The sequence below is a fragment of the Acidocella sp. genome, from assembly GCF_027352905.1.
Lineage (GTDB): Bacteria > Pseudomonadota > Alphaproteobacteria > Acetobacterales > Acetobacteraceae > Acidocella.
Genome location: NZ_DAIEIF010000013.1, coordinates 64,101 through 86,431, shown reverse-complemented (window position 1 = coordinate 86,431; position 22,331 = coordinate 64,101). Strand labels below are relative to the sequence as shown.

The following is a 22,331-nucleotide window of genomic DNA, read 5'->3' as shown; positions in this document are numbered from 1 at the left end:
CTCCCTTCATCTCAAGAGACCGCAATCACACCAGCACGAACTACTTCGAACGGAGAAGTTAGTAGATCTGACGTTTCGCCATTTAACAATAAATTAGAAATATTTGTTATATATTCGGACGAATCATAGGCCAGTTGAACCAATTTTGTATAGCTCAGCGCTCCGCCGACAGGTAAGCTTGAGATATATGCATTAATTGCTTCCGACACAGCGGCGACAGAACTACCATGCACGGCCACGCTATTGGTAGTCAAATTCATTGATATATCCGCTTGAGACACACGCGGTCCCTGGACCGCAAAATTAGTCCCTATCGGACGAATAGCCTCTACCGATTGCTGCACAGTGGATATAAAGGTGTCAGACGGATAACCGCTACCGTCATCTACAGTGATTACAAAATGCCCCATTTTTACTGCGCCGTCTTGGCTTATATTTTCACTTATCGAACAGCTAGCTCCTTGCTGAATTCCTAAAATTGTGCTGTTAATTGCTGCGTTGGTCGCTTTTGATAAGCCAGCAAGATAGAGCGGAAAACGTGCACGAAATGCCGTATCACTTTCGGCATCCAGACCTCCACTGAAAGGAGCGGAATTAACCACAGCATCAATTCCTGCGATTGCTGAACTAAGCGAAGATATTCCACCAGCCTGAATATTTCCTGCCGCTCCTGGCAACGCCGCAATCGCCAGAGCATCTACTGAAGCTATACCAGAAGCCAATACATATCCTCTCAAGTCCCCGTTATAATCTGGATTATTGAAATCTTCTATAATTATAAATGTTTGCTTATTGTCCGAGGTAGTAACATTCGTTCCAAGTGGTATGATTGATTGTATGCCCGGTGAAAAACGCGAGAATGTAACTTTTCCACTTGCAGCAACCGCCGATAACCGAGTTAAACCGAAATCCCCACAAAAACTATCACAATCTAGTCCTATGCTAGTCGCAAGGCGCGTCGTTGCTAGCACTTGAACGATCAACCATTGCAACCATAACGCAATACCGGCATTGGCTTCTAAAATAGCACGTAGAACAGACCCAATAGTTAAGTCTAACAATGTCGACGCCGCTCCCTGCACAGAAGCGGCCATACTTTCCACAAGAGTAGAAAAATTTTGCAATGTTAATTGCATCTTAAGTAAAACCTATATGGAAATTGAGAGAAACGTAGACTCTCTAGAATTTGAATTCAGATAATTTACGGTAGCACGGACAATCCCATTTGCGGATATTGTAGCGTTTACCGTTGGTGTTGGTACTCGTGCGACCTGAGGCTCAAGTTGCATTTGAGCCCGGATAACTCCAGAGACCAAGTTAGAAATTCCAGTTTGGCCCACGAATCTTCCTAAACCCGCCCCATAACTAAGTTGCCATATATAATCTCCTGGGTTGGTCATTAACCGACGTAACACACGTTGCTCGGTTATGATTTCTCCATCCGCGGTCAATAAGTCACCGGTAGGACTAATTTGGAGATCTTCCCCAAATGTTAAAAAGAGGTCTGGCATCAAACGATCTCCGAAGGCAACTCCGTTATTCCGCCTGGTGCATGGTGCACATGCTGGTCATATGCGGCCTGAAATGCCCGGAGGGTACCATGTGTGCCACTCTGATCTGATATATCACCGCTGACCATTAAATTTCCCTGAACAGTAACGGTCGGTGCGTTCAGTTCAATATTTCCATTATTATTGAGCTTTATCTGGCTTCCTGATTTATGGCGTAACCAGAGCTCACCAGCCGAAGCGGTGAGAGGTGAGTCTTTAGAGGACCATAACGCGCCAGCGATCACTCCCTGCTCTGCATCGCCTTCCTGCGCCAATACCACCACCTGAGTGCCTGGCAATAAAGGTGCCGCCAACCCCCAGCCCGCACCAACCCACGGTGACAATACTGGTAGCCATCCACTCAAGACGTTTTCAGGTTGAATCATAACTTTTGCCAAGTATGAATTTGGATCAAAGCTTGATACTATGCCAAACCTGACTGTCGCAATTTGACCATCCAGCCCTCCTGCGCCAGCTTTGATTAAATTCCATAGAATTTCCAACAGCTAATCCACTGCGTAAGCCTGTACCATCTGAACAAATCCTTCATGTTCATTCAGGCGGTGTCGTAGGCTGGTTACAATATAAGTATCATCCAGATCCGAGTTTGTACCTGTTAATAACAGATTTGATCCGGGCTCTAGATCTATATTCCCTCGCATTTTTCCGCAGAGAATTTTTTGATGCTGGCGCATTAAGGACAGATAATTAACGGCAGTATTTTTTGCCAATCCAGCCTTCACGTTTGGCACAACGATATTTGTTGTGACTCCAGATCCAGCTGTTTCTTGTATCGCTGTCTTTTCTGAACTGTTCCATGAGCGGACAGCAACCATTTTTGGTAATGCAGTAAGATAATCGATATCAAGGTCTATAAATTTTTCTAGGGTTACTGTTCTTACACTACTTGACGAAGCAGGACCGAAATTAAGTACTCCACCTGTCACGGATACCAAAAATCCTTCTGCCTCAGCGAGTCGACAAAGTAAGTTCCATTCCGTTGTAGATTTTGACCCTAGGTTAAGACCGGTCCGCGCGTGATCTATTTGGCAATATTGTCCTACTCTCCGCTCCGTGACAGTTATATTCGGAACTAATCCATGACGAGCGGCGATAGTAAACGCCACCTCGCTCGCGGTTTGATTGATAAACGTTTCGGAAATTTCGCTATCAATCATCATACTAGTTATATCGCGACCGCTAAGAATTGCGATATTTTTTCGTACATCAATTCGGATATTTTCTGTAAATCCTTTCAGGAGCGTCGTATAGCTCAGACTATTGGTGGATACTTCTAATGTGGTCGGAACTAAGCCGAGCTTGGCACACATGTTTGTTGACAAGCAAGGTGCATCCCCCATAGCAAAAACTGCACGAAACCTTCCTGCCATAAAGGGTCCCGGCGCTTGCACCTCCAGAGCGACGAGCCCCCCTAAAGGCTCTCCGTTTATGAAGATCCGTGCGCCTGGTCTCTCAAGCGGCAATACCACCCCCAGCCGCTAGATCAACCTCCGGAATTATCAGAGTCGTTAAACCTTGCAACACCGGGTCAGATAAGTTATTTGCTTGTGCAATTCGGACCCATTGTGTAGCATCCTGCAAATATTGCGCAGCTAGAAAAAAAAGATTTCCCCCAGCCACAACGATAACTCTTCGCATTTAACCCCCTAACATCATATTTGCTGCCGCTCGATTAATGAATCCTGACATTCCAGTCAAAGCCGCTAGTTGGCTTGCGCTAGCGCCGATCCGCGCCAACGCGTTAACACCTGCCGTGGGTAAAAAAGCCGTATTGAGAGCTGTAGCTGCGCTTCTTAAGGCTGTGCCGCTCTCGTTTATGCCATCCGCAATGCTGGTCTGCGCCAAGCTCAAGGCACTTAGGCTCATTCCGCTTAGTGTCGAGGCCGAGAGTCCGGCCTGGCCACTTAGCGTGGCAGCTAACGCCAAATCGCCACTGATTAAATTCGCGAGAGGTGCCACGGCATTCGCTGCCACCGCCAGTGGGTCAGTTACTACCGCACAGGTGATTGAGAATGGAATTAAATTTGGCTTTCTATATTCGGCACTGAAGCGCGCAATAATGACGAGGTAGTAAAAATCCTGCCATATGAGTGGTAATTGCGCACCCAAGGCTCGGGCCGTGTCTAGAAGCTGCGCGCGTGCAGTCGCGTCCGAACCTGAAAAAATTCCTGAAAAGGAAATTTCTCCATCGTCCAGTCCCATTGCTTCAACAACACGGCCGCCTCCGATCATATTCTGTATCGCGAGGCGCTGACTGCCACCAAAATTGATTGCTTCTGGGACTTCCATGTCCCGGAACGAAACATCGCCCAAGGAGAGAACGATTTGTCCCATAGCTACTTCCTTAATCTTCCTGCCAACCCAACCGCGTCCAGTTAAATACTCGGCCTTCTAGTGTGCCTAGAGCGACAATAAAGGCTAGCCGCTCGACTTCATCGAGTGCAAATGCAATCTCGAAGGGCACCCCGCACCGCACAAGATATAAGCAATCTGTTAGTGCAGGGTGCCGAGTTAGTTTCCCGCTTGTGCCGCAAGATCACTTGTCTCGTTTTCGAGCAGAGCTTCGCCCACGGCTTGTACACCGTCCTCGCCTAGCCTCTCTAACGCCGCCTCGATCGCCGCCTCATGTATAGGAAACGGTAAAGGAACGCCGTCGACTACCGCCACGACAGCTGCAACTCGCGCTAATCCAAGATATGCTCGATTTTCGGAAAGTTCAGGCCCAAGTGCTTTATATAGCCTTAACTGATCGAGAACACCAAACCGACGCAATTCTAATATCCGCCCCGCCTTATCAGTTACTGAAACAGGGCTCATACTTTCGTCCTCGTTGAAGCATAAAAATCAAGACGCTGCGCCACCGGAGCATCACCTTTGTAAACTCCTGCAGAAGCCAGTTTGAATACTGCGTTATTGAATTGATAGGTTGAAGTCGAACCGTCAGGTTCGTCAATATACTGGTATAACGTACCACCATTTATTGTTTGGCCGTTATAGTACGCCGCCTCAAGCTGGGCAATGAAATCATCTACGGCCGAGGACCCGCGATCTAGCATGAAACTGCCATTCCATCCCTTCGGCAATTCAGCGGCCAGCAATACCCCATCCAATCTGTCTACCCGCAAAGGCTGCGTAATCTGTTGTGCCTCAAAACCCGTCACATGGGCCAGGTCAACTCGACCAAATGGACCCATAACCACGATTTGGCAATCACTACCAACCGAAAACGTATTGAACGGCATAATTTAAACTCCTTCAGCCGTTGATCGGCGCGGTTGAGCTTGTCTGTACAGAGACTTGGACGGTTTGGCCGCCTTGAACATTAACAATAAATTTCTCATTGATCGCTTGGTACCGTATTTGAACATCAGCTTGTACGTAACCAAGTGCGGTACGGCTGGGCGGGTTATTGCTGACGTCACACACAACCGTGAAAGGCAAACTCCCGTCCGTTCTACCCAATATACCCTGCTGTAGAAGGCCATTCAGGTATGAAAGAAGAGTCGCACGAATATTTTGGAATAAGGTTGAATTCACTAATTGACCAACATATCCGCCCATACCTGCCTGTAAAGTGGCGGCAATATAATTGGTAAGTCGTGTATAATTGTCGCCGTTCACGGCTGCAGAAGATGAACTATTATGCCCGCCGCGCACGCCCCAATAGGCTCCTCCCGGTTGGGGGTTTGCTATTACATCAATTCCCGCGCTCAGCAATGTCTCCAGGTCAGCACTCGCGTAGGAGGTGACGGTCGCGCCGCCCGGCTGGCCGGACTTCTGCGTCCCTATTGCGCCATAAACTTGCTTATTGAGAGATGATTGTTCTGGCGATAAATTCGCCAGCCGTCCCGCGACGAATCCTTGGGGCGAAACTAACCTAATGACGGAGTTAGTTAAATCATTCCAATATATCCAGTCTCCAAACATCATTTTAGCAGCATAGGAATCGATGCCAGCCTCTCCCTTTACAATGACTGCATTATCGATCGTATCCCCCGCCGGGCCTGTCAAAATCATATACATGCTTTCTGACAGCCCCATTTCCATCTGAACGCTCCATGAGGCGGGGTCATCTGCATCTGCTAGCAGGCCAATGGCACATCCTTGGTTGCGCAGCGCGTACATTCCTCTTCTTGGCGGAGTATCGTTTCCTATCAGAGTTGCGGCCGTTACGCTATTGGCGCCATCACTGCCTGGTGTTCCGGCCGAGAACGGGTATGATCCGCTTACCGGCACAGCCTGAACGGATTGTGCCGAAGCGACTACTAGCTGGGAGGGTCCACGTAGAACGCCGTTGCCATTGTTTACGGCGTTCGCAAGGTTATCCCAGAACTGTGCCCCTGACCCGCTCAGGTTATCAAAAATTTCTGGGCTTTGGCCAGGAAGAGTTATGGTCAAACGCCAGCTATTGGCCGCGGATCCATTTCCAAGCGTTACGATCAGGCCATTTCCCGTGCTGCCAGTATAAGCGGCCGTAAAAATCACTGCGCCTAAAATTTCTAGGCTGGCGGCGCTGTCTGTTCCATCTGTTACTCGTACGCAGCGGAAATTCGCTGCGCCCTGCTGGACCGCAGTTGCTATCTGGGTACCCAGGTCATATTTTCGAGCCATCACCGGCCCAAACGCTGCGGCATAGTCGTTCATGCTGCCGATGACCACAGGTTCGCCTACAGGCCCCCAACTCGCTGTCCCCACCACACCCACAATATCGGTCGGCACGCCATTGAGTAATAATGACTGGGGTGGTACGATCTGCACATAAAGGTCAGGCACCACCAGCGCAGTAGTATTAATAGCGCTTTGCTGAACGATCGGCATGGCTTAGCTTCCCTTCGCCAATATGCGCACCACATAATTCGCATTCCCACCAGTCAGAATTGACTGGACTAGCGTAGTATCTTTAATCAAATCTCCCCGTTTGAATGTGCCAAACGGTTTCAATACCACGAGATGATAATTCATTATTGCCTCAGCTTTGATATGTTCCCAGCACAGCCGAATTGACGGTGGCCGTCATTACTCCTAATAGCATTGCGGGTGTCGTTTGCGCGTAGGTTGTCGGATATTCGACGGCATACATAAGGTCACGTCTATAGAGGGAAGCATTAGCGCTTTCATCGGTGGTTAAGCTGTTAGCAAAACGCAAACGCGCGAATGAACCATCTGGCAAAGCAATAAAATTATTTTTCATGAGTGCAGCATCTACAACCGGCGCTATCATATCCCGGAGCATCGGCGTGGGGCACCACATTGCAACCCGGAAGTCTTGAGCCTGACGTCTTACTTCCTGCAAAGACTGCATTCCCCTAACTACCCGCGCCTGGAAACGGGTTGCCTCTGGCACCATCAAACTTGTTCCGCTGTAGTTGACAATCCAGCCGCCCTCTCGCAACAGTACGGCCAAATTGCTCGCCACTGTTGCAGCGCTGTCATTCTCTTGGACGGCATATGGATAGGCCTCGCCATCGACTAGCACTCCTGCCAGCAACCCTGGAGAACAAGTCCCAAAAAATGATGCCGAAACCTCATTCACGTTAACCGTTAGTGTTCCAGTTGGCGGCGTCAAGCTCTGCCAAACCCTAGGGTAGCGCGTCACATTCCGTATGGGTGCATCGGTCGCGCTAACCGAAATATGGGCCATTCCTTTTGCTAAATCGGTATCCAGTGCCGGTGCCATCGGCCAGCCACGATAAATTTTGCAGTCCGGTCCTACTACGCTTGCCGTTGCGGTTCCTTCTGGGTACAATACGTTCGCCACAATCGATGCAAGGGCTGCTTCTACATCCGTTTGATCTGCCATCAGCGCACCGCCTGCACAACAAAAATCCGCCATATGCCAGATAATTCTTCCACACTGCTTACGGCAAAGCGCTCTCCTCGTTGATTGCTAAGAATATCCGCAACCCGTGGCACTACGCCAGCCACCATGGGCAATAGGGCCGTTACTCCCGGAACTTTGGTATCATCAGGGAGGCCATTCCGGGTACGGTCGCCACTACCGCCGCCTACCAGCAAGCTGGCGGGATAGTCCGTAACCAAGGGTATCTCGGCCCCGGGTTCCATCGTGCCATACTCATTCAGCCCTACAGTTGCCGTAACACCCGGCCTTGCCAAGCTGATGCACGCGTTTGTCATAACTGCCAGCATTGGCTTTGGCGGTTCCATCGCCGCCACAAACGCCACGCCGTCCGGCCCAGAGAGATAGTCGCCTACCCGCAGATAAGACCAATCTACCCAAGCTTGCCGGTACGGTGTCGTCAGGCCTGCGGGGCTGTTAACTGCCCCGCTGGGCAACACAAAAGCCACGCATAACCTCATGAACCGGTTTGCCGGGTTCAGCGGCGCTGCCAGACCGTCCGGGCGATACGCGTCATACCAAAACCCAGTCCGTCTCGCGGCACACCCCGCGCCATAAGCCAGCCGATCAGCCAGGCGCAACCCATCCATCTCATACCACCAGCGTCATGCCGCACTCGGCAAGAGCGGCGCCGGGAGCCACACCGAGAAATCCGCACAGCCGCCGTCGCCAGCCGTCGAATAGAGCATTTCTGTCTCGCAACTCCGCAGCATTATGGGTCCAGGCCGCAGCGCTCTCGGTATCTAGATTTTCGGAAATAGGCGGAATCGACGCTTCAAGCGATGCAAGGGTAGAAATATATTGTAAGACCACTGCCATCTCTGCTGGTGCCAGGTTGTTCAGTCGATATTCGAGAGTTCCATAAGATTGAAAAAATCGCCAGGAACTGAACCCTGCTGCGCCGGCCCCGTAGGCGGAATAACCGCAAAACCGGCGGATGTCTGTTTTCTGTGCGTCGGTGAAAGACGCGGGTGGAGAACCGCTCATCAATACGCATCCCCATCACCGAGGGTAAAATAGACGTTTCCAGTACCGGCACTCAGCAACACAGCAGCATTTGTCACGAAAGGTCCAGCATCTACAAGCATTCTTCCCCCTGGCGGCACTGGTGTGTCAGCCACGCTGGCACTCAGGGCAGAGGCTCTTCCCAGCCGGAAGAACGCTATAGCAGTGGTTGAATTATATACCAGCAACGCTTGGCCGCTTCCCGCTAATGGAATGTTCGTACTGGTTGTGGTGGCCGCCGCCATCGCCGTCCCTGCTGGACGGAATGGCTGTGTTAAACCTGTCGCCATCCGTTGGCTCCTTAGCCGACATGCTCGAGCATCACTGCTCGCTTGTAGTTAGCATTGGTAGCGGTTGGCACGGTAAGGGGCGTTGTGGTGGTATCGGAGGGTGCGCAAAACCCGCCAATCCAGTACCAGCTTTGCGCGATAATCTGCTGTAAACGGTCAACCGGCTCTCTCGTCACCATTGCCACCCCGTCGATCACTTGCACCAAGCTGTCTTTAGGAGCTACATCATCCGCGGCCATGCCGGAGAAATCACCTTCAATCAATGCCCCCTGTCCGCAGACGATTGGGCGACGGACATTCAATCCGGCTATTGATGGGTGCGCCTGCACATAGGCTTCCGTAGTGGTGATGAAACGCAGACCAAGGAAATCGCTTACCATACCCTGCTGAAAAATTGGGTTTGAAGATGTTGCGCCAGTGAATAATTGCTTGAAGTCTGCATCGCCAAAAAGCTGCCGCGCCGAGACTGGGTCAAGATAGCAGTTATACACACCCTCCACCGTCGGTACGGCGTTACGTCGCAATAGGGCGACTGCGTCCAGAAGACTGGCCATGGTTAGCGTGTCGGTAGCCTGCAGCGCGGCGGTGGTCAGCCGCCCGGCCGGACGCACAATGGCACTCGCCGTCGCCGCCTTAACCGTATTCCCTGCCGTGCCGTCAGCTATGGTCACATTTGTGGAGAATGTTAATTGCCCAGAAATTCCGTTTGGCGCGGTTGACGTATTGGTCGCGTCCGGCGTCGCCCCTGTAAGGGTATAGACATTGCTGCCCACGGTTACGGAAAGCGGTGCGCTGGCGGAAACCGGCTGCTGCACCCCGTTCGTGAATACGGTTTGAAATCCACGGATGTCATCCACTTCGATGTTGGGAGCGGCGCTGCCCAACGTGAGAACGACGCGACTGTTGCCACCAAAATAAGGCGCAAACAAAGCATTGCGGGCAAGTTCATCAAGGCTGCGTGCCGCTTGCTCACCATTCGTGGCAGCATTCTGCAAAAACTGTGACGCAATGCCGACCCGGCTTGTCACCATATTCAAGTCCTGGGTCGCGGCATAAAAATTCAGCGAGATCGTGTATTGCTCTACGCCCCAATTGCTGGAAACCAACCCGTTATCAAGATTTGTATTGCTGGCGGCGGCTAGAGGCGTGGTGACGCTCGGCTTTAATCCAGCACGCGTCTTAGTCAGTGTCTCGCCGATCCCCACAGAAAACTCCTCGCGGTCGGCGATCATCCGGTATCCCAAGCGTGATTTTAGAGAGGTTTCAAACTCTCTCTCCAAAAATCCCTGTAGAATAATTGGCTGGAGCACAGCCGGAAAATTTTGAATTCCCATCGTTTGTACTATCTCCAAAGTTCAGGCGTAAATCCCGGCGTCCGCCTTGGCGGCGGGCACAACGAGACGACGATTTTGCTTCTGCCTAGCGGCGCCGTACCAGCGCGGCGCGCGCGTTTAGCCATTCCTCGCGGCTCATCTCATTGGCGTGGCGGGGCCGCGGCGGTTCCGGCCGGGGCGCGGTGGCAGCAGACGAGGATGATTTCCCACCGGGAAAAAGCCAAGGCTTCGCTCGTTTCAGTTGTGCGAGTACGGCTGCGGCATCCTTTAGTTCTCCCGTCTCGGTCACGTTCAGTTTATCTGTTTCAATTAATTTCAAACCATCGAGATCGATCATTCCCGCCTTTATCGCTTCCGCCTTCAATTCAGCGCGCACAATTTTTTCCATGACTTCTTTTTGCATCTGCACCAGGGCCGCCTCAGCTGCCTCCGCCCGCAATTGCCAATTCTCGGTACTATCGACTTCATCAGTCATGGAGCGTCCTGTTCAATCGCATTCAATTCTGCTTCAATATCTTTGATATCATTCATTGCTGCTGTAGCCTTAACAGCAGCCCCACGCGAAATTTGTCCCGCATTCGCCAGTGTCGCCACAGCCTGCGCCTCCTTAAGCCGGTCATCAGCGGAAAGTGGGTACCATCGCGGCCAGCGCAGGCCGAGCGTCTGGTTACGATCAAGGGCCGGCACCGCCTCGCCACGCATACTCAGTTGAAAAATATTCGATGCTTTCACAACCATTCCGGCCAGCGCCAATATGCCACCCTCACCATAGGAAATTCGAAGATTGTCAGCGAGCCAGATTAGGCCCTGATTCATCAGTTCCAGCGCCCGTCCGGATTGTGGCGCCGCCAGTTTTTCAGCGCTCGCCCGATTTCCATGCACGCTCTCCAGTGCGAACTCTCGTAATGTCCGTACATAAGAGATCACTGCCTCCGCAGCCGTCCCACCAATCTCCAGTAGCTTGGCGTCTCCCTTTTCTGAAACCACAAGTGCATTTCCTGCGCCTTTGATGATTTCGTTGTCACTTGTAGCCGGCTCCTTGATTAGCAAAGTCGGGTCAGAACTGTATTTCAACCCCCGTCCCGCCTGGCTCAGCTGGTAGTCTATTTCTATATTTGTCTCGATCGCAGACCGGAATGTACACGCACCGTCAACACCTTCGCCGCCGGGAAGATTCTTGATCCACACCAAGGGGACAAACCCGAGCCCATGCTCGACACTTCGACTCTCATCCTTTACCGGCGCGGCCATCGCCATATCGATTGGCCAGGGTAGAAACCAAGTCTCGGTTTGCGCGTCCCAAATGCGCTGAAACCAGTAGAGCCCGGTTGGGTCGACGTCCTCATATCCCTGGGCCAGCAAATCGGCGCCGTTCACCTTATATCTCTCGGTCACCCGCGCCAGTTCGTCCGGCGCCGTCGCGCTCCATACCGGGGTGAGGTAAAGGCTCTCCAGGACGGAAAAAAATATCCGTCCACTTAACACCCGAAACAACACCGCCACAGACCCGACCGAGCCGCGCAGAGCCGCATCAATCATCACCTCGTTCAACCTCGCCTCGGTGAGGAGTCCGCTCAAAATCCGGGAGGTGTTTTCATCCGGTGATTCAATGGCAGGAAAATGCCCAGCGCTGAACAATAGCGCTACGGAATCTTCAACCACTACCCGGCACAATCCGTAGCGTACGGAGGGACGACGCAACCGCAACGGAATATACTCCCCCGCCCCGTTGCGTTCCTCATGAAATTGATAAGGAAGATTGTCATAAAGGGTCCCATCCAGGACGCGCCGCAGGGCCTCTAGCCGCGCGACCCTAGCTGGCAGCGCCCTGTCCACGGGGATGGCATCGCAAATCGTCTCGAACATAAAGCGTTCATAACTCCTGCTCAGCGGCTCAAAAGTGGCACAGTCAATCGCCGCGCCGGTTGCGGTGTCAAAATAGCCAAGCTGTTCACGGCCCGGGCTAGCGCATCAATTTGATCGTCATTTGCTCCATGCGGAAACCCGCGCATTTCGGCTAGAAAAGCATCATTCCAGGGCGCGGCGAGGATCGCGAGATTTCCCCCATCCACTTGCGTGGCGGCAGGCATGGCTCGCACCCTTTTCGGTTCACGCTCCGGGCTGGAGATCACCTTGAACCCAGCCAAACCGCGCGTAAGCATCGCGATCTGGGCGGCTCCCGCCTGGCCAGGGTCCTGAGGCAGGGAGATGATCACACCCGGTCCATCCAGCCGGGCCGTATCACGGATTCGCGCCTCCACTTGGGCGGGCGTTTCCTGCACGCGCAATACGTCCAGAACCACCAGCCGATCATCCGCCGTCACGCCCAGTTTCAAGCCCACCGTGTAATCGGGGCGGCGGCCGGGTCCCGGCAGGCTCCCGGCAAGGTCCCAAGCCCTGATGCTCATTCGCAACTCAGGCGCTACGATCAGCCTTACAATACCACCGACCCGAAAGAGCTCCGCCTCGCTCGGGCGCGGCGCCTGCTGGTACATGGCGGCAAAGGTTCGCTCTCCCGTCTCCTGGCGACGGCGTTGCAGGGCTTCCAACCCCTGCGATTCCGGCCATAGCGGTTCCCCTGGAGCCCGGCCCAGCGGGTCATCCACTTCGGCCAAAGCAGGCAGGCGGAGGCAACGCCATCCGGTCTCGGTGGCCAGCAACCGCCCGGCCAGATCGTCCTCGTGCCAGCGCGTCATGATAAGAACGATCCGCCCGCCAGGTTTCAGGCGCGCAGTCAACTCGGCCCGGTACCAGTCAAACAACATGTCCCGCGCCACTTGGCTTTCCGCCTCAGCCCAATTCTTTACCGGGTCATCGATCACGATCAGGTCCGCTCGGCGTCCCGTAATCGGCCCCCGCACACCGGCGGAAAAATATTCCTGTCCAGCCGCCAGGGCGAAGCGGGAAGCCGCCTTGGCCGTCGGCGCTATTTCCACACCCAGCCAGCCGCCATGCCGGGCGAGCGCCGCCTTCACCCGGCCTCCGAAATAATGGGCGAGCGATGCGGTATGCGCCGCCGCGATCACCTGGGTTTCTTTCCGCCGTGCCATGAACCACGCCGGAAACAGCACTGATCCGTAGGTTGACTTGGCAGAACCAGGCGGCATCTGCACCATCAGCCGGTCACACCGGCCCTGGGCAAGGCCTTCCAGTTCGGTGATCAGCAATTCATGGTGGGGAGCCGGTTTTTGCGCCACCTCCCGCATCGCACGGCGGGAGAAAGCCAGAAACCCTGCCGCCTTGCCCGTTCTGCCGATAACCGCCCCGCTCTTGTTCAGTAGAACCAGTGTAGCCATGTCTTTACGTCAAAGTGGGGCAGGTGGGCAATGTAAAAATATCGTCTTGTTAGTTTTTTTATCTTTCTGACAATGCGCGCGTGATCATGTCCATGGCTTGCCCATGCCATCTCTGAACGGATTTATGGTCCGCGCCGAGCAGCTTACCCAATCGGCGCCAAGGGTAGAGATGCCGTCCCGTCAGAGGATGCACAAGCGCCCTCGCTCCAGCGATCCTCCGCAGAACATATTGCCTATCAGGTATGAACAGCAGCCAAGAAAACGCCTCATCCATGCGAGAAACAGCAGCGGCAGGCGGGGCGGGGGCGCGCAGCCGCGCGCCTTCCCAGCCATAGGCGTCTAGCGCCGTATGCACCACATCGAGCCGGATCTGCTTTAATCCCGTCGAATAGCCTCTCGCCGGCATGGCCAGCAGCGTCGCGCCCGCCTCCTCAAGCCTTAGAACGAGAGCTTCAACGTTCAACCTATCATTTGTCATGTTCATCTTCTCCAGGAAAGGGCGCATCGGTCAAAAGACCCCAGGTCAAAGGGTGGCCCGCGCGTAAAGGCTGCCTGTTTGGATCATCCAGTCCTTCCTCATCAGCGCCTTTCAGTACAGGGGGCGGGCGAGGCGGAGCAAAAGCGCGTAGGCGCCGCCCACGCTCGATGACGGTATTTCGGGACAATCCCAGCTCACGGCCAATCGCCGCCCAGGTCTCTCCTGCTCCGCGCATCTCACAAATCACGCGGTCGGCGTCTTGGGTCCATTCTCTCGCTTGCGGCATGTCTCACCTCACGTTCGATGCCATACGTTATTTATGCTAACAATAGATGTCAAGCTAAACTAACGTTGTGTTTTTAAGACCTGGCGTTAGAATGAATTATGCCATCCAAGAAACAGCCTCCACCCGAAACCGTGGGTGCCCGGATCCGGGCACTGCGCCTCGCCGCGAACATGACGCAAGACGAACTCGCGGCAAAACTCAGCGTTTCTCGCTCCGCGATCGCCCAATGGGAGACGGACCGCGCCGGTCAAATCCGTGAAAACATAGAAAAAATCGCCAAAGCGCTCAACACGTCGCTTGGCTATTTGGTCTCGGGGGAAACCGGCTCTCTCACAGGCGATGAATTGGCGCTGATGCGGCTTTACCGCGCCTGTGCGCCCGAAGACCGGCGCGTGCTCCTGCTCACCGCGCGCCGCCTTGCCAAGGTGTGAGTTTAAGCGGCCGGCGCGTTTGGGCTAATCCTTGCCCAGGCGCAGCAATCGCAACTCTCGGTAAACCCCGCCCTCGCGCGAAAAATGTTGATTATAATAGGGATCGTTCGGCAGCACATCGGCGTAGCGCTGCCGCATTACCTCGTTCTCGAACATAAACCGCGCCAGCTTCGCCTGGTCGAAATCGTCGCCCCGGCTAATGCTCTCCCGATGCTCGGCCACCGCATCTGGTGTGTAAATGATCTTCCACCCCGCCTGGCGCAGCTTCACGCATAAATCCACATCGTTAAAAGCTATGGAAAGCTCTTTTTCATCGAACCTTCCCACCTGGTCAAATGCGGCCTTGCGCACCAGCATACATGCCGCCGTCACCGCGGAAACCTCCTGCGCGGTAATCGCATGCGCCATATATCCGGGTGCGTTGCGTGCCAGACCGCGAAACGCGTGGTCGGCCACCCCGCCCACGCCCAGCACCACCCCGGCATGTTGCACCGTGCCGTCCGGATAGAGCAGCTTGGCTCCCACGGCCCCTATTTTCTCATCCGCCAGCATCTCATCCAGCATCCGCCGCAGCCAGTCCGGTTCGCGCACGAACACGTCATTATTCATAAACAGCAAAAATTCCTGGCGTGCCTCGCTCACGCCTATATTATTAATACGGGAATAATTGAACGGCTCGGCAATATGCAAAACCCTGGTTCCCTGGATATTCGCCTGGGCGGAGGCAAAGCGCGCCGCCTCGGGCGTAGTGGACCAGTTATCGAGAAGAAGGATTTCGTAATTCACTCCTTTGGTGTTTTGGCGGATCGCCTCTACGCATTCTCTTGTCATCTCCACATGGTCGCGGTAGGGAATGAGGATGGTGACGCCCGTTTTTTTAATCTGCGCCGCCGGCAATTTCCATTCCACTTGGTAACAAGTTAGGCCGCCGCGCGGCTCTACCGTCGCGGTCAGGCTCCGGCGGGCGAGATGCGCCGCTACCGCCTTGGCCCCGGCCAGAGCCGCCTTCGGCTTGGCGCCAGTTCCCGCCGCCGCGGTTGAACTCGCCGTCTTGCGCCAATGATAAAGAATTTCGGCGACGTGATGGATCTGTTCCGGCTCCAATGTCTCGCTCAGCCGCAACAGCAGATCATGGTCCTGGGCCCCGTCCAGTTTGGGATCCAGCGCTCCCACCCTGCTCAAGGCCGCCGCCTCTACCATCACGAAATGGCAGATATAATTGATATCGAGAAGAAGACGGTAGTTGAAATCGGGCTTGAAATGCGGTTCGCTCAAAGCCCCGCCCCGTTCAACCTTGTCCTCATCCGAATAAAGCAGTTTCGCGCCCGTCGCCGCCTGCGCCAGCAGCATGATTTTCAGAGCTTCTGGCTCCAGCAAATCATCATGATCGAAAAATCCAATGAAAGCGCCCCGCGCCGCCTTGAGCCCGTCATTTGTCGCCCGGGCGATGCCGCCGTTGCGCCCGCGCCGGATCACCCGAATGCGCGGCTCCGCCCCCTCCAACTCCTCCAAAACTGCGGCCAAAGCCTTATCTCCGCTGGCATCGTCCACCAGCAGTAACTCCCAGTTGGGGTGGGTCTGCGCCCGTACCGAATCAATCGCTGCAAGAAAATCACCCAGACCCGGCCGGTAAACGGGACAGATCAGTGAGACCAGCGTATCCCCCACATCCGCCCTGCCATAACGCGCTAGGCTGCGCGGCAGAGCCAGCTGGCGGGATTCCAGCGCCCAACGGGAATAATCGGCAAGAAGAAAACGCTCGCGCGGAATCGCCGCCTTGAGTTCCTTTTTCAGATGATAGGCGAAGCTGAACAATTCATCGGTTCGGCGGATCAGCGCCTCGATCTTCTCTCGCGCGGAATCGCCGGGAAACGTAATCTCCAGCGGGCTGCCGCTCAGCTCCTCACGTTCAGGCAGAGAAAATATTTTTATCTCCAGCCTTTCACGGCAGCGCAATTCCGGCGGCAGGGCAAAAGCAAAGCCGCACGCCGAATCCGCGCCGAGCGCCTCGGCGACATCACCTCGAAACTGGTCGGCCAGCACCTCGGCCACCGGCTGGCCTTCATGCATCGCCAGCAAGCGCACGCCTCCCGTCTTGGTGCCCGCACGGTCATCCACCCGCAGCGCCCAGCCCTGAATCAGCCCGTCCACCAAGCCATCCACCACGGCCAACAACCGCACCGGCTCTTCGAGCACGAAATTATATTCAAACCCCGCGCCGCCCGCGCGGGAGCCTATGGGCATCAGCGCGCCGTCCAGCGTCGCGAAGCACAGGCGGTGATGCACACCGTCGCGGAACCGGGCCGGGATTTCGTAGGTAAAGCCAATCCTGTCGTTGGCGAGATTGACAAGCCGGCTATCCTCGCGGCGCAGATCGCAATCCAGTACATCAGTGATCACGTCATCGATGATCACCCGTAGTTTGAGGCTTTCGGCCGGGTTGTCGAAATCCACCGCCCAGCCACTGAGAACCCCCTCCTCGGCCCTGTCGAGAAAGGATAGTAAATTGCGCTCGGGCTTCCGCACCGGCATGGTAGCGGCTTTCTCGCGCCCCGGTCTTTTCATGGTCATGCCATCACCCTGCCCCCATCCAGCCGCGACAGCGCCGCCGGAAGCAGCCGTGCCAACCGCTCGGCCCATTGTTCCTGCCCCGCCGCCTCGGCGATGAGATCTTGGCGGATCTCGATTTCCACGTAATCGAGGCCGCCGCGCTCGGCATGGACCGGCACGCCGTAATCCGTTTCATCGCTTACCCGGTAGGGCGCGTTTTCCGCCACTACAAGCCCGCCTTCACCCCGCAACAGCGCCGCCAATTCCCGGGAAAGACGGGGATTGCGGTTATATAGAACGGCAATGTCCATTGAGCGCGCTTGCCCCAAATAAACCGGGGTGAAGCTGTGCATCGCCACATAGACCGTGCGCGGCCGCGCCGCGATCACCCTATGGATGGCGCCATGATAGGGGTCGAAAATCGCAGCCAGCCGTGCTGCCTTCGCCACCTTGTCCAGCGCCGCATTTCCAGGCACCGGCGTCGCCTCGCTTAGTTGGGGAAAGGCGCTCGCCACGCCGGGCTGGCGGTTGCAATCCACCACCAGGCGGGAGTAGTTCTGCAAAATGGCCGTGGCATCCAGCGCCTCGCTCAGCCGCCGCGTCACCCCGCCAATGCCAATATCCCAGGCGATATGCCGCGCGCGCTCGGCCTCCGGCAAACCTAGATCGCCCAGAATACGGGGGATCAGCCGCCCGGCATGGTCCGCGGTCAGCAGAAATGGACTGACCCCCGCCGGCCGCTCGATTTCATAGGCGGGCGGCTCGTCGTGATGCAGCAATCCCATGCGCGACGCCCTTCTCCTTCAGTGCCGCCAGCTGATCCGTTCCGGCCGCCCTCGCGCCGGATCGAAATCCATCCACTGGCCATTTTGCAGCGATTCGCCGGTCATCGCCAGAATAAAACCCCAATGGCTCACCAGCAGGGTCCGTTCTTCATCCTTACGGGCGGCCATCATGGTCCGGAACGCGTCGGCGCGGGCGATGACAGCGGCCTCGCTTTCGACTCCCTCATGCCACCAGCGCTCTGGCAAATGCCCGAATTCATGTTGTGGAAACCGCCCGGCCAGCAAAGCCGGGGCGCTGCCGACATCGCAAGCAAAGGCGGTGCGCTCCCGCACCTCATGCATCACTTCCATCGTCACGCCGGGCAGATCCATAAAAGGCTGGGCGGTCTGCAGCGCCCGCGTATAAGGTGAGACGATAACGCGCCGAATGCCCTTGTCAGCCAGCGCCGCCGCCGCCGCCCGCGCCTGTTCATGGCCCAGCGGGGTTAATTCGGGGTCCTCAATTCCAGGGTCGCGCCGCGTCTCGGTGAAGTGCAAGTTAAAATAACTTTGCCCGTGGCGGAGCAGAAACATGAACGGTCCTTTAATCCTGCCCAGCCTGGCGGGCCACTCCATTGCACCATATGTCGGCGGCGCCGCCAACTCCGGCTTGCCCGCGCCGCCGGGCCGCGCCAGTATGGTGGCGGTCTCATAGAGGGTAATGGTGTCCGATAATATTCTCCAATCGCTCGGCGGCTTTCCCGTCATACTGGTGATCCTCGCAGGCATAGCCGTGTTTCTCGCGCTCCGCCTGCGCTCGGTTCTGGGCAAGCGCATCGGGTTTGAAAAACCGCCTGTATCCGCGCCTCCGGGCAGGAATCCCGCGCCCCAGGCCCCGGTCATCGAGGGGCAGGCATTGCCGCTCCCCCCCGCGGGCCGTTCGGTGCCGGACCCGCGCTCGGAGCTCGGCCAGCGTCTCATGCAAATCGTCAACCGCGATCCCCAATTCGATCCGCCGTTATTTCTCGCCCAAGCGGAGGAAAATTTCCGCAAAATCGTCACCGCCTTCGCCGATGGCGACCGGGCGACCCTGCGAGCCCTGCTCTCCCCCCATGTTTACCAGACCTTCGAGGCGGCTATCGCGGCGCGCGAGGCAGCGGGGGAACGCCAGCGCACCGAAATCAAATCCATTCTTTCCGCCGGTATTGAGGACGCGCAAATCGCCGGCGACGTCGCGGGCATCGTGGTGCGTTTCGTCTCAGCGCAGAAGCATGCCCGGCTGGATGCCAGCGGCTCCACCATCCCCGGCAGCGAAGAAGAGACTGACCTCTCCGATCTGTGGACCTTCGAGCGCAATCTGCGTGGCGCGGACCCGGTCTGGCGCCTATCCGCGGCGCGCAGCGGCTGAAGCCAATGCGCCGCCGCCTTTTCGCGCTTGCCGCCGCCCTGGCACTCGCCGCTTGCGCCACCCAGCAGCCTGAAAACGGCCCCAACGCGCCTCCGGGGCGGGAAATCCCCATCGCCAGCCTGCCGGGCTGGCAGCAGGATGATGCCGCCGCCGCGCTGCGCAGCTTCGTCACCAGTTGCAAAATCATTCTCCACATGCCGCCGGACACACCCCTCGGCGGCGCTGGCCTGGCGCAAGAGCGCGCGGGCCAGGCCGGGCTGTGGCAACCCGCCTGCACCGCCGCCCTGGCGATCGCCCCCAACGACCAGCCCGCCGCCCGCCAGTTCTTTGAGAGCTGGTTCGATGCCTATGCCCTTCCCGGCCAGGCGCTCGTCACCGGCTATTTCGAGCCGGAGGTTCCGGGCTCCCGCAATGAAAGCCGGGGCTATACCGTACCGCTCTTCGCCAAACCGCCCATTGCCTCCCTCGCCAATTTGCCGCGCTCCGCCATCGACGCGGGAGCCCTCAACCGCCAAGCTCCGGTCACAGCCTATGTCACCAACCCAGTCGATGCCTTCATGCTGCAAATCCAGGGAGCCGGGCGTATCGTCCTGCCTAACGGCAACGTCCTTCGGGTCGGCTTCGATGGACAGAATGGCCAGCCCTACACCCCAATCGGGCGGGTTCTCGTGCAAATGGGCGCGCTCCAGCCGGACAATGTCAGCTATCAAAGCATCTCGGCCTGGCTGAATTCGCACCCAGACCAGGCGCGGGACGTGATGGAGCAGAACGCCCGCTATGTTTATTTACGCCCTCTCGGCTATTTGCCAGAGGATGAGGGAGCGCCCGGCACACTCGGCGCGCCACTCACGGCGGAGCGGTCAACGGCGGTGGACAAAACCGTGCTGCCGCTGGGCGCGCCGCTTTTTGTCGCCACCAGCGACCCGGTGACCGGGGCGCCGCTCAATCTCCTCACTGTCGCCCAGGATACGGGCGGCGGCATTCGCGGCGCGAACCGGGCCGATATTTTTTTTGGCGCCGGGCCGGATGCCGAACAAACTGCCGGCTCCATGCGCCAGCCGGGGCAGCTCTATTTATTGCTCCCCCGGCAACCCAGGCCCGCCGCTTGAGTCCCGCTTGTCGGCGCAGGGGTAAACCATTACAGCCCGCCAAAGGAGGCGAAGGGAACCCCCAATGAGCACGCAATCTGGCAACGCCGAAAAACTTCGGCCTGCCATTCTCATCGGCGTCCTGGGCGTCGTTTACGGCGATATCGGCACCAGCCCGCTCTACGCGCTGCAAACCGCGATCTCTTATTTCAACGGGCCGAAGCTGGTGGCCGAAGACGTGCTGGGCATCATATCGCTCATCACCTGGGCGCTCGCCATCACCGTCACCATCAAATACGTCATCATTATCATGCGGGCGGATAATGACGGCGAGGGCGGCACGCTGTCGCTCATGGCACTGGCCAGCCGGGTCGCCCGCAACGACCAGACACGCCGGGCGGTAGGTCTCATCGGTATTATCGGCGCCGGATTATTCTTTGGTGACGGTGTCATCACCCCCGCTGTCTCTATTCTTTCAGCTGTTGAGGGAATCGAAGTCGTCGCCCCCAGCCTGAGCGAGGTGGTGCTCCCCATCGCCATCGCCGTCATCATCGGATTGTTCCTGGTGCAACGCCACGGCACCGCCAAGGTTGGGCGCGCCTTCGGCCCCGTGATGGCGCTCTGGTTTCTCTGCCTCGGCCTTCTGGGGCTGGCTCAGATCGTCCAGCATCCTGGCGTTCTCATCGCCCTCAACCCTTATTTCGGCGTTACCTTCATTGCCCGTCATGAGAAAATCGCCTTCCTCGCCTTGGGCGCTGTGGTGCTGGCGGTGACGGGGGCGGAAGCGCTCTATGCCGATATGAGCCATTTCGGCCGGCGGCCGATCCGCGTCTCATGGGTATTCTTTGTGCTGCCCTGCCTCCTCCTCAATTATTACGGCCAGGGCGCCCTGGTCATCGCCCATCCTCATGCCGCGAGCAACCCGTTTTACCATCTCGCCCCCCATGTTCTTCAGGTGCCGTTGATCATCCTGGCGACATTTGCCACAGTCATCGCCAGCCAGGCGGTCATCACCGGAGCCTTTTCAGTCTCTCGCATGTGCGTCCAACTCGGCCTGCTGCCGCGTATGGAGGTGCGCCATACCAGCGAAACGGAGCAAGGGCAGATTTACGTCCCGCAGGTCAACACCATCCTCGCGGCAGGTGTTCTGTTGCTCGTGCTGGCCTTCAAATCATCCGGTGCCCTGGCCTCGGCCTATGGCATAGCCGTCACCGGCACCTTCCTGTGTGACAACACCCTCGCTGCCTTCGTCTACCGCCGGCAATTCGGCTGGTCCCGGCCCGCCACCATTGCGCTGTTCGGCGCGATCGGTCTGGTAGACTTCGCCTTCTTCGCCGCCAACTCCCTCAAAATCATCGAGGGCGGCTGGGTACCGCTGGTTATCGGCCTGTCCATCATCTTCATCATGACAACTTGGCGGCGCGGCCGCCAGCTTCTCCTGGCGCGATGGCAGCAGGACAGCCTGCCACTTTCCACTTTCCTGGCGCGGCTGCCCCAGTCGCGCATCGTGCGGGTTCCGGGCACGGCGGTATTTCTCACCGGCAATCTGGATTTCGTGCCCAACGCGCTTCTTCATAACCTCAAGCACAATAAGGTGCTGCACGAGCAGGTATTCTTCGTCACGGTTCGTAACCTGGACATCCCCCAGGCCGCGCCCGGCGAGCGTGTCCGGGTCGATCAAGCCGCGCCTGGCATCTACAAAGTTGCGCTCTATTATGGGTTTATGGAGAGCCCCAACGTGCCGCGCGCGCTTGAGAGCCTCAATGCCCAAGGCATCGAATTCAAGCCGATGCAGACGAGCTATTTCGTCGGGCGGGAGACGGTCGTGCCGGCGGCCGTACCCAAGCTGCGTTTCCTCCGCCGCTGGCTTTTCCTGTTCATGACCCGCAATTCAATTTCCGCCACGGAATTTTTCCGCATCCCCTCGGATCGCGTAGTCGAACTCGGGGTGCGTATCGCCATCTGACGCCTGC

General features: G+C 56.6%; 22 protein-coding genes. 5 read left to right on the top strand and 17 right to left on the bottom strand.

Features of this window, described 5'->3' with window-relative positions; all coding sequences use genetic code 11:
* Positions 1 to 11 precede the first annotated feature (11 nt).
* The 14 genes from M7H45_RS01455 to M7H45_RS01385 form a co-directional block, all read right to left on the bottom strand.
* A complete protein-coding gene (locus M7H45_RS01455; protein ID WP_298213984.1) occupies positions 12 to 1,136 on the bottom strand; it encodes a baseplate J/gp47 family protein in 1,125 nt (374 codons plus the stop codon).
* A 374-nt stretch (positions 1,137 to 1,510) separates the two neighbouring features.
* A complete protein-coding gene (locus M7H45_RS01450) occupies positions 1,511 to 2,053 on the bottom strand; it encodes a phage baseplate assembly protein V (RefSeq protein WP_298213981.1) in 543 nt (180 codons plus the stop codon).
* 3 nt (positions 2,054 to 2,056) lie between these two features.
* Entirely contained in the window at positions 2,057 to 3,034 is a 978-nt protein-coding gene (locus M7H45_RS01445) for a hypothetical protein (RefSeq protein ID WP_298213979.1), read from the bottom strand.
* Positions 3,035 to 3,209: 175 nt separating this feature from the next.
* Positions 3,210 to 3,905, bottom strand: coding sequence for a hypothetical protein (locus M7H45_RS01435; RefSeq protein ID WP_298213975.1), 696 nt, complete (start codon positions 3,903 to 3,905; stop codon positions 3,210 to 3,212).
* 177 nt (positions 3,906 to 4,082) lie between these two features.
* Positions 4,083 to 4,388 (bottom strand): hypothetical protein, encoded by a 306-nt coding sequence (locus tag M7H45_RS01430; protein ID WP_298213973.1) that lies wholly within the window; start codon positions 4,386 to 4,388, stop codon positions 4,083 to 4,085.
* Positions 4,385 to 4,813, bottom strand: coding sequence for a hypothetical protein (locus M7H45_RS01425; protein ID WP_298213971.1), 429 nt, complete (start codon positions 4,811 to 4,813; stop codon positions 4,385 to 4,387). Before M7H45_RS01425 ends, M7H45_RS01430 begins: the two co-directional genes overlap by 4 nt.
* Before the next feature lie 13 nt (positions 4,814 to 4,826).
* Positions 4,827 to 6,389: a phage tail protein gene (locus M7H45_RS01420; protein WP_298213970.1), complete on the bottom strand. Its 1,563-nt coding sequence runs from the start codon at positions 6,387 to 6,389 to the stop codon at positions 4,827 to 4,829.
* A gap of 151 nt (positions 6,390 to 6,540) precedes the next feature.
* Positions 6,541 to 7,404: a hypothetical protein gene (locus M7H45_RS01415; protein WP_298213968.1), complete on the bottom strand. Its 864-nt coding sequence runs from the start codon at positions 7,402 to 7,404 to the stop codon at positions 6,541 to 6,543.
* A gap of 615 nt (positions 7,405 to 8,019) precedes the next feature.
* Complete coding sequence (locus tag M7H45_RS01410; protein ID WP_298213966.1) at positions 8,020 to 8,415, bottom strand: hypothetical protein; 396 nt, start codon at positions 8,413 to 8,415, stop codon at positions 8,020 to 8,022.
* Between the two features lie 319 nt (positions 8,416 to 8,734).
* Positions 8,735 to 10,057 (bottom strand): DUF4043 domain-containing protein, encoded by a 1,323-nt coding sequence (locus tag M7H45_RS01405; RefSeq protein WP_298213964.1) that lies wholly within the window; start codon positions 10,055 to 10,057, stop codon positions 8,735 to 8,737.
* An 85-nt stretch (positions 10,058 to 10,142) separates the two neighbouring features.
* Positions 10,143 to 10,532 (bottom strand): hypothetical protein, encoded by a 390-nt coding sequence (locus tag M7H45_RS01400; RefSeq protein WP_298213962.1) that lies wholly within the window; start codon positions 10,530 to 10,532, stop codon positions 10,143 to 10,145.
* Complete coding sequence (locus M7H45_RS01395; protein ID WP_298213960.1) at positions 10,529 to 11,923, bottom strand: phage portal protein; 1,395 nt, start codon at positions 11,921 to 11,923, stop codon at positions 10,529 to 10,531. Before M7H45_RS01395 ends, M7H45_RS01400 begins: the two co-directional genes overlap by 4 nt.
* Positions 11,924 to 11,943: 20 nt before the next feature.
* A complete protein-coding gene (gene terL / locus M7H45_RS01390; protein WP_298213958.1) occupies positions 11,944 to 13,353 on the bottom strand; it encodes a phage terminase large subunit in 1,410 nt (469 codons plus the stop codon).
* A 58-nt stretch (positions 13,354 to 13,411) separates the two neighbouring features.
* Positions 13,412 to 13,837 (bottom strand): DUF6362 family protein, encoded by a 426-nt coding sequence (locus M7H45_RS01385; protein WP_298213956.1) that lies wholly within the window; start codon positions 13,835 to 13,837, stop codon positions 13,412 to 13,414.
* 378 nt (positions 13,838 to 14,215) lie between these two features.
* Here M7H45_RS01385 and M7H45_RS01380 point away from each other — a divergent pair, with 378 nt between their 5' ends.
* Positions 14,216 to 14,548: a helix-turn-helix domain-containing protein gene (locus M7H45_RS01380; protein WP_298213954.1), complete on the top strand. Its 333-nt coding sequence runs from the start codon at positions 14,216 to 14,218 to the stop codon at positions 14,546 to 14,548.
* A gap of 24 nt (positions 14,549 to 14,572) precedes the next feature.
* Here the strand turns inward: M7H45_RS01380 and M7H45_RS01375 are convergent, their stop codons facing one another.
* The 3 genes from M7H45_RS01375 to M7H45_RS01365 are packed head-to-tail and all read right to left on the bottom strand — an operon-like array spanning position 14,573 to position 18,456.
* Positions 14,573 to 17,119: a glycosyltransferase family 2 protein gene (locus tag M7H45_RS01375; protein WP_298213952.1), complete on the bottom strand. Its 2,547-nt coding sequence runs from the start codon at positions 17,117 to 17,119 to the stop codon at positions 14,573 to 14,575.
* Positions 17,116 to 17,883, bottom strand: coding sequence for an N-formylglutamate amidohydrolase (locus tag M7H45_RS01370; RefSeq protein ID WP_298213950.1), 768 nt, complete (start codon positions 17,881 to 17,883; stop codon positions 17,116 to 17,118). The genes M7H45_RS01375 and M7H45_RS01370 overlap by 4 nt, the downstream gene beginning before the upstream one ends.
* An 18-nt stretch (positions 17,884 to 17,901) precedes the next feature.
* The gene (locus M7H45_RS01365; RefSeq protein ID WP_298213948.1) at positions 17,902 to 18,456 is read right to left on the bottom strand and encodes a histidine phosphatase family protein; all 555 of its coding nucleotides are present in this window, start codon (positions 18,454 to 18,456) and stop codon (positions 17,902 to 17,904) included.
* Here M7H45_RS01365 and M7H45_RS01360 point away from each other — a divergent pair.
* From M7H45_RS01360 to M7H45_RS01345, 4 genes are all read left to right on the top strand, one after another.
* Positions 18,455 to 18,577 (top strand): hypothetical protein, encoded by a 123-nt coding sequence (locus tag M7H45_RS01360; RefSeq protein ID WP_298213946.1) that lies wholly within the window; start codon positions 18,455 to 18,457, stop codon positions 18,575 to 18,577. The two genes, M7H45_RS01365 and M7H45_RS01360, sit on opposite strands and share 2 nt — an antisense overlap.
* 6 nt (positions 18,578 to 18,583) lie before the next feature.
* Positions 18,584 to 19,270 (top strand): Tim44/TimA family putative adaptor protein, encoded by a 687-nt coding sequence (locus M7H45_RS01355; RefSeq protein ID WP_298213944.1) that lies wholly within the window; start codon positions 18,584 to 18,586, stop codon positions 19,268 to 19,270.
* A 5-nt stretch (positions 19,271 to 19,275) separates the two neighbouring features.
* The gene (locus M7H45_RS01350; protein ID WP_298213942.1) at positions 19,276 to 20,379 is read left to right on the top strand and encodes a murein transglycosylase A; all 1,104 of its coding nucleotides are present in this window, start codon (positions 19,276 to 19,278) and stop codon (positions 20,377 to 20,379) included.
* Positions 20,380 to 20,443: 64 nt separating this feature from the next.
* Positions 20,444 to 22,324 carry a potassium transporter Kup gene (locus M7H45_RS01345; protein WP_298213940.1) on the top strand — a complete coding sequence of 627 codons (1,881 nt, stop codon included), beginning with the start codon at positions 20,444 to 20,446 and terminating at the stop codon, positions 22,322 to 22,324.
* Positions 22,325 to 22,331 lie beyond the last annotated feature (7 nt).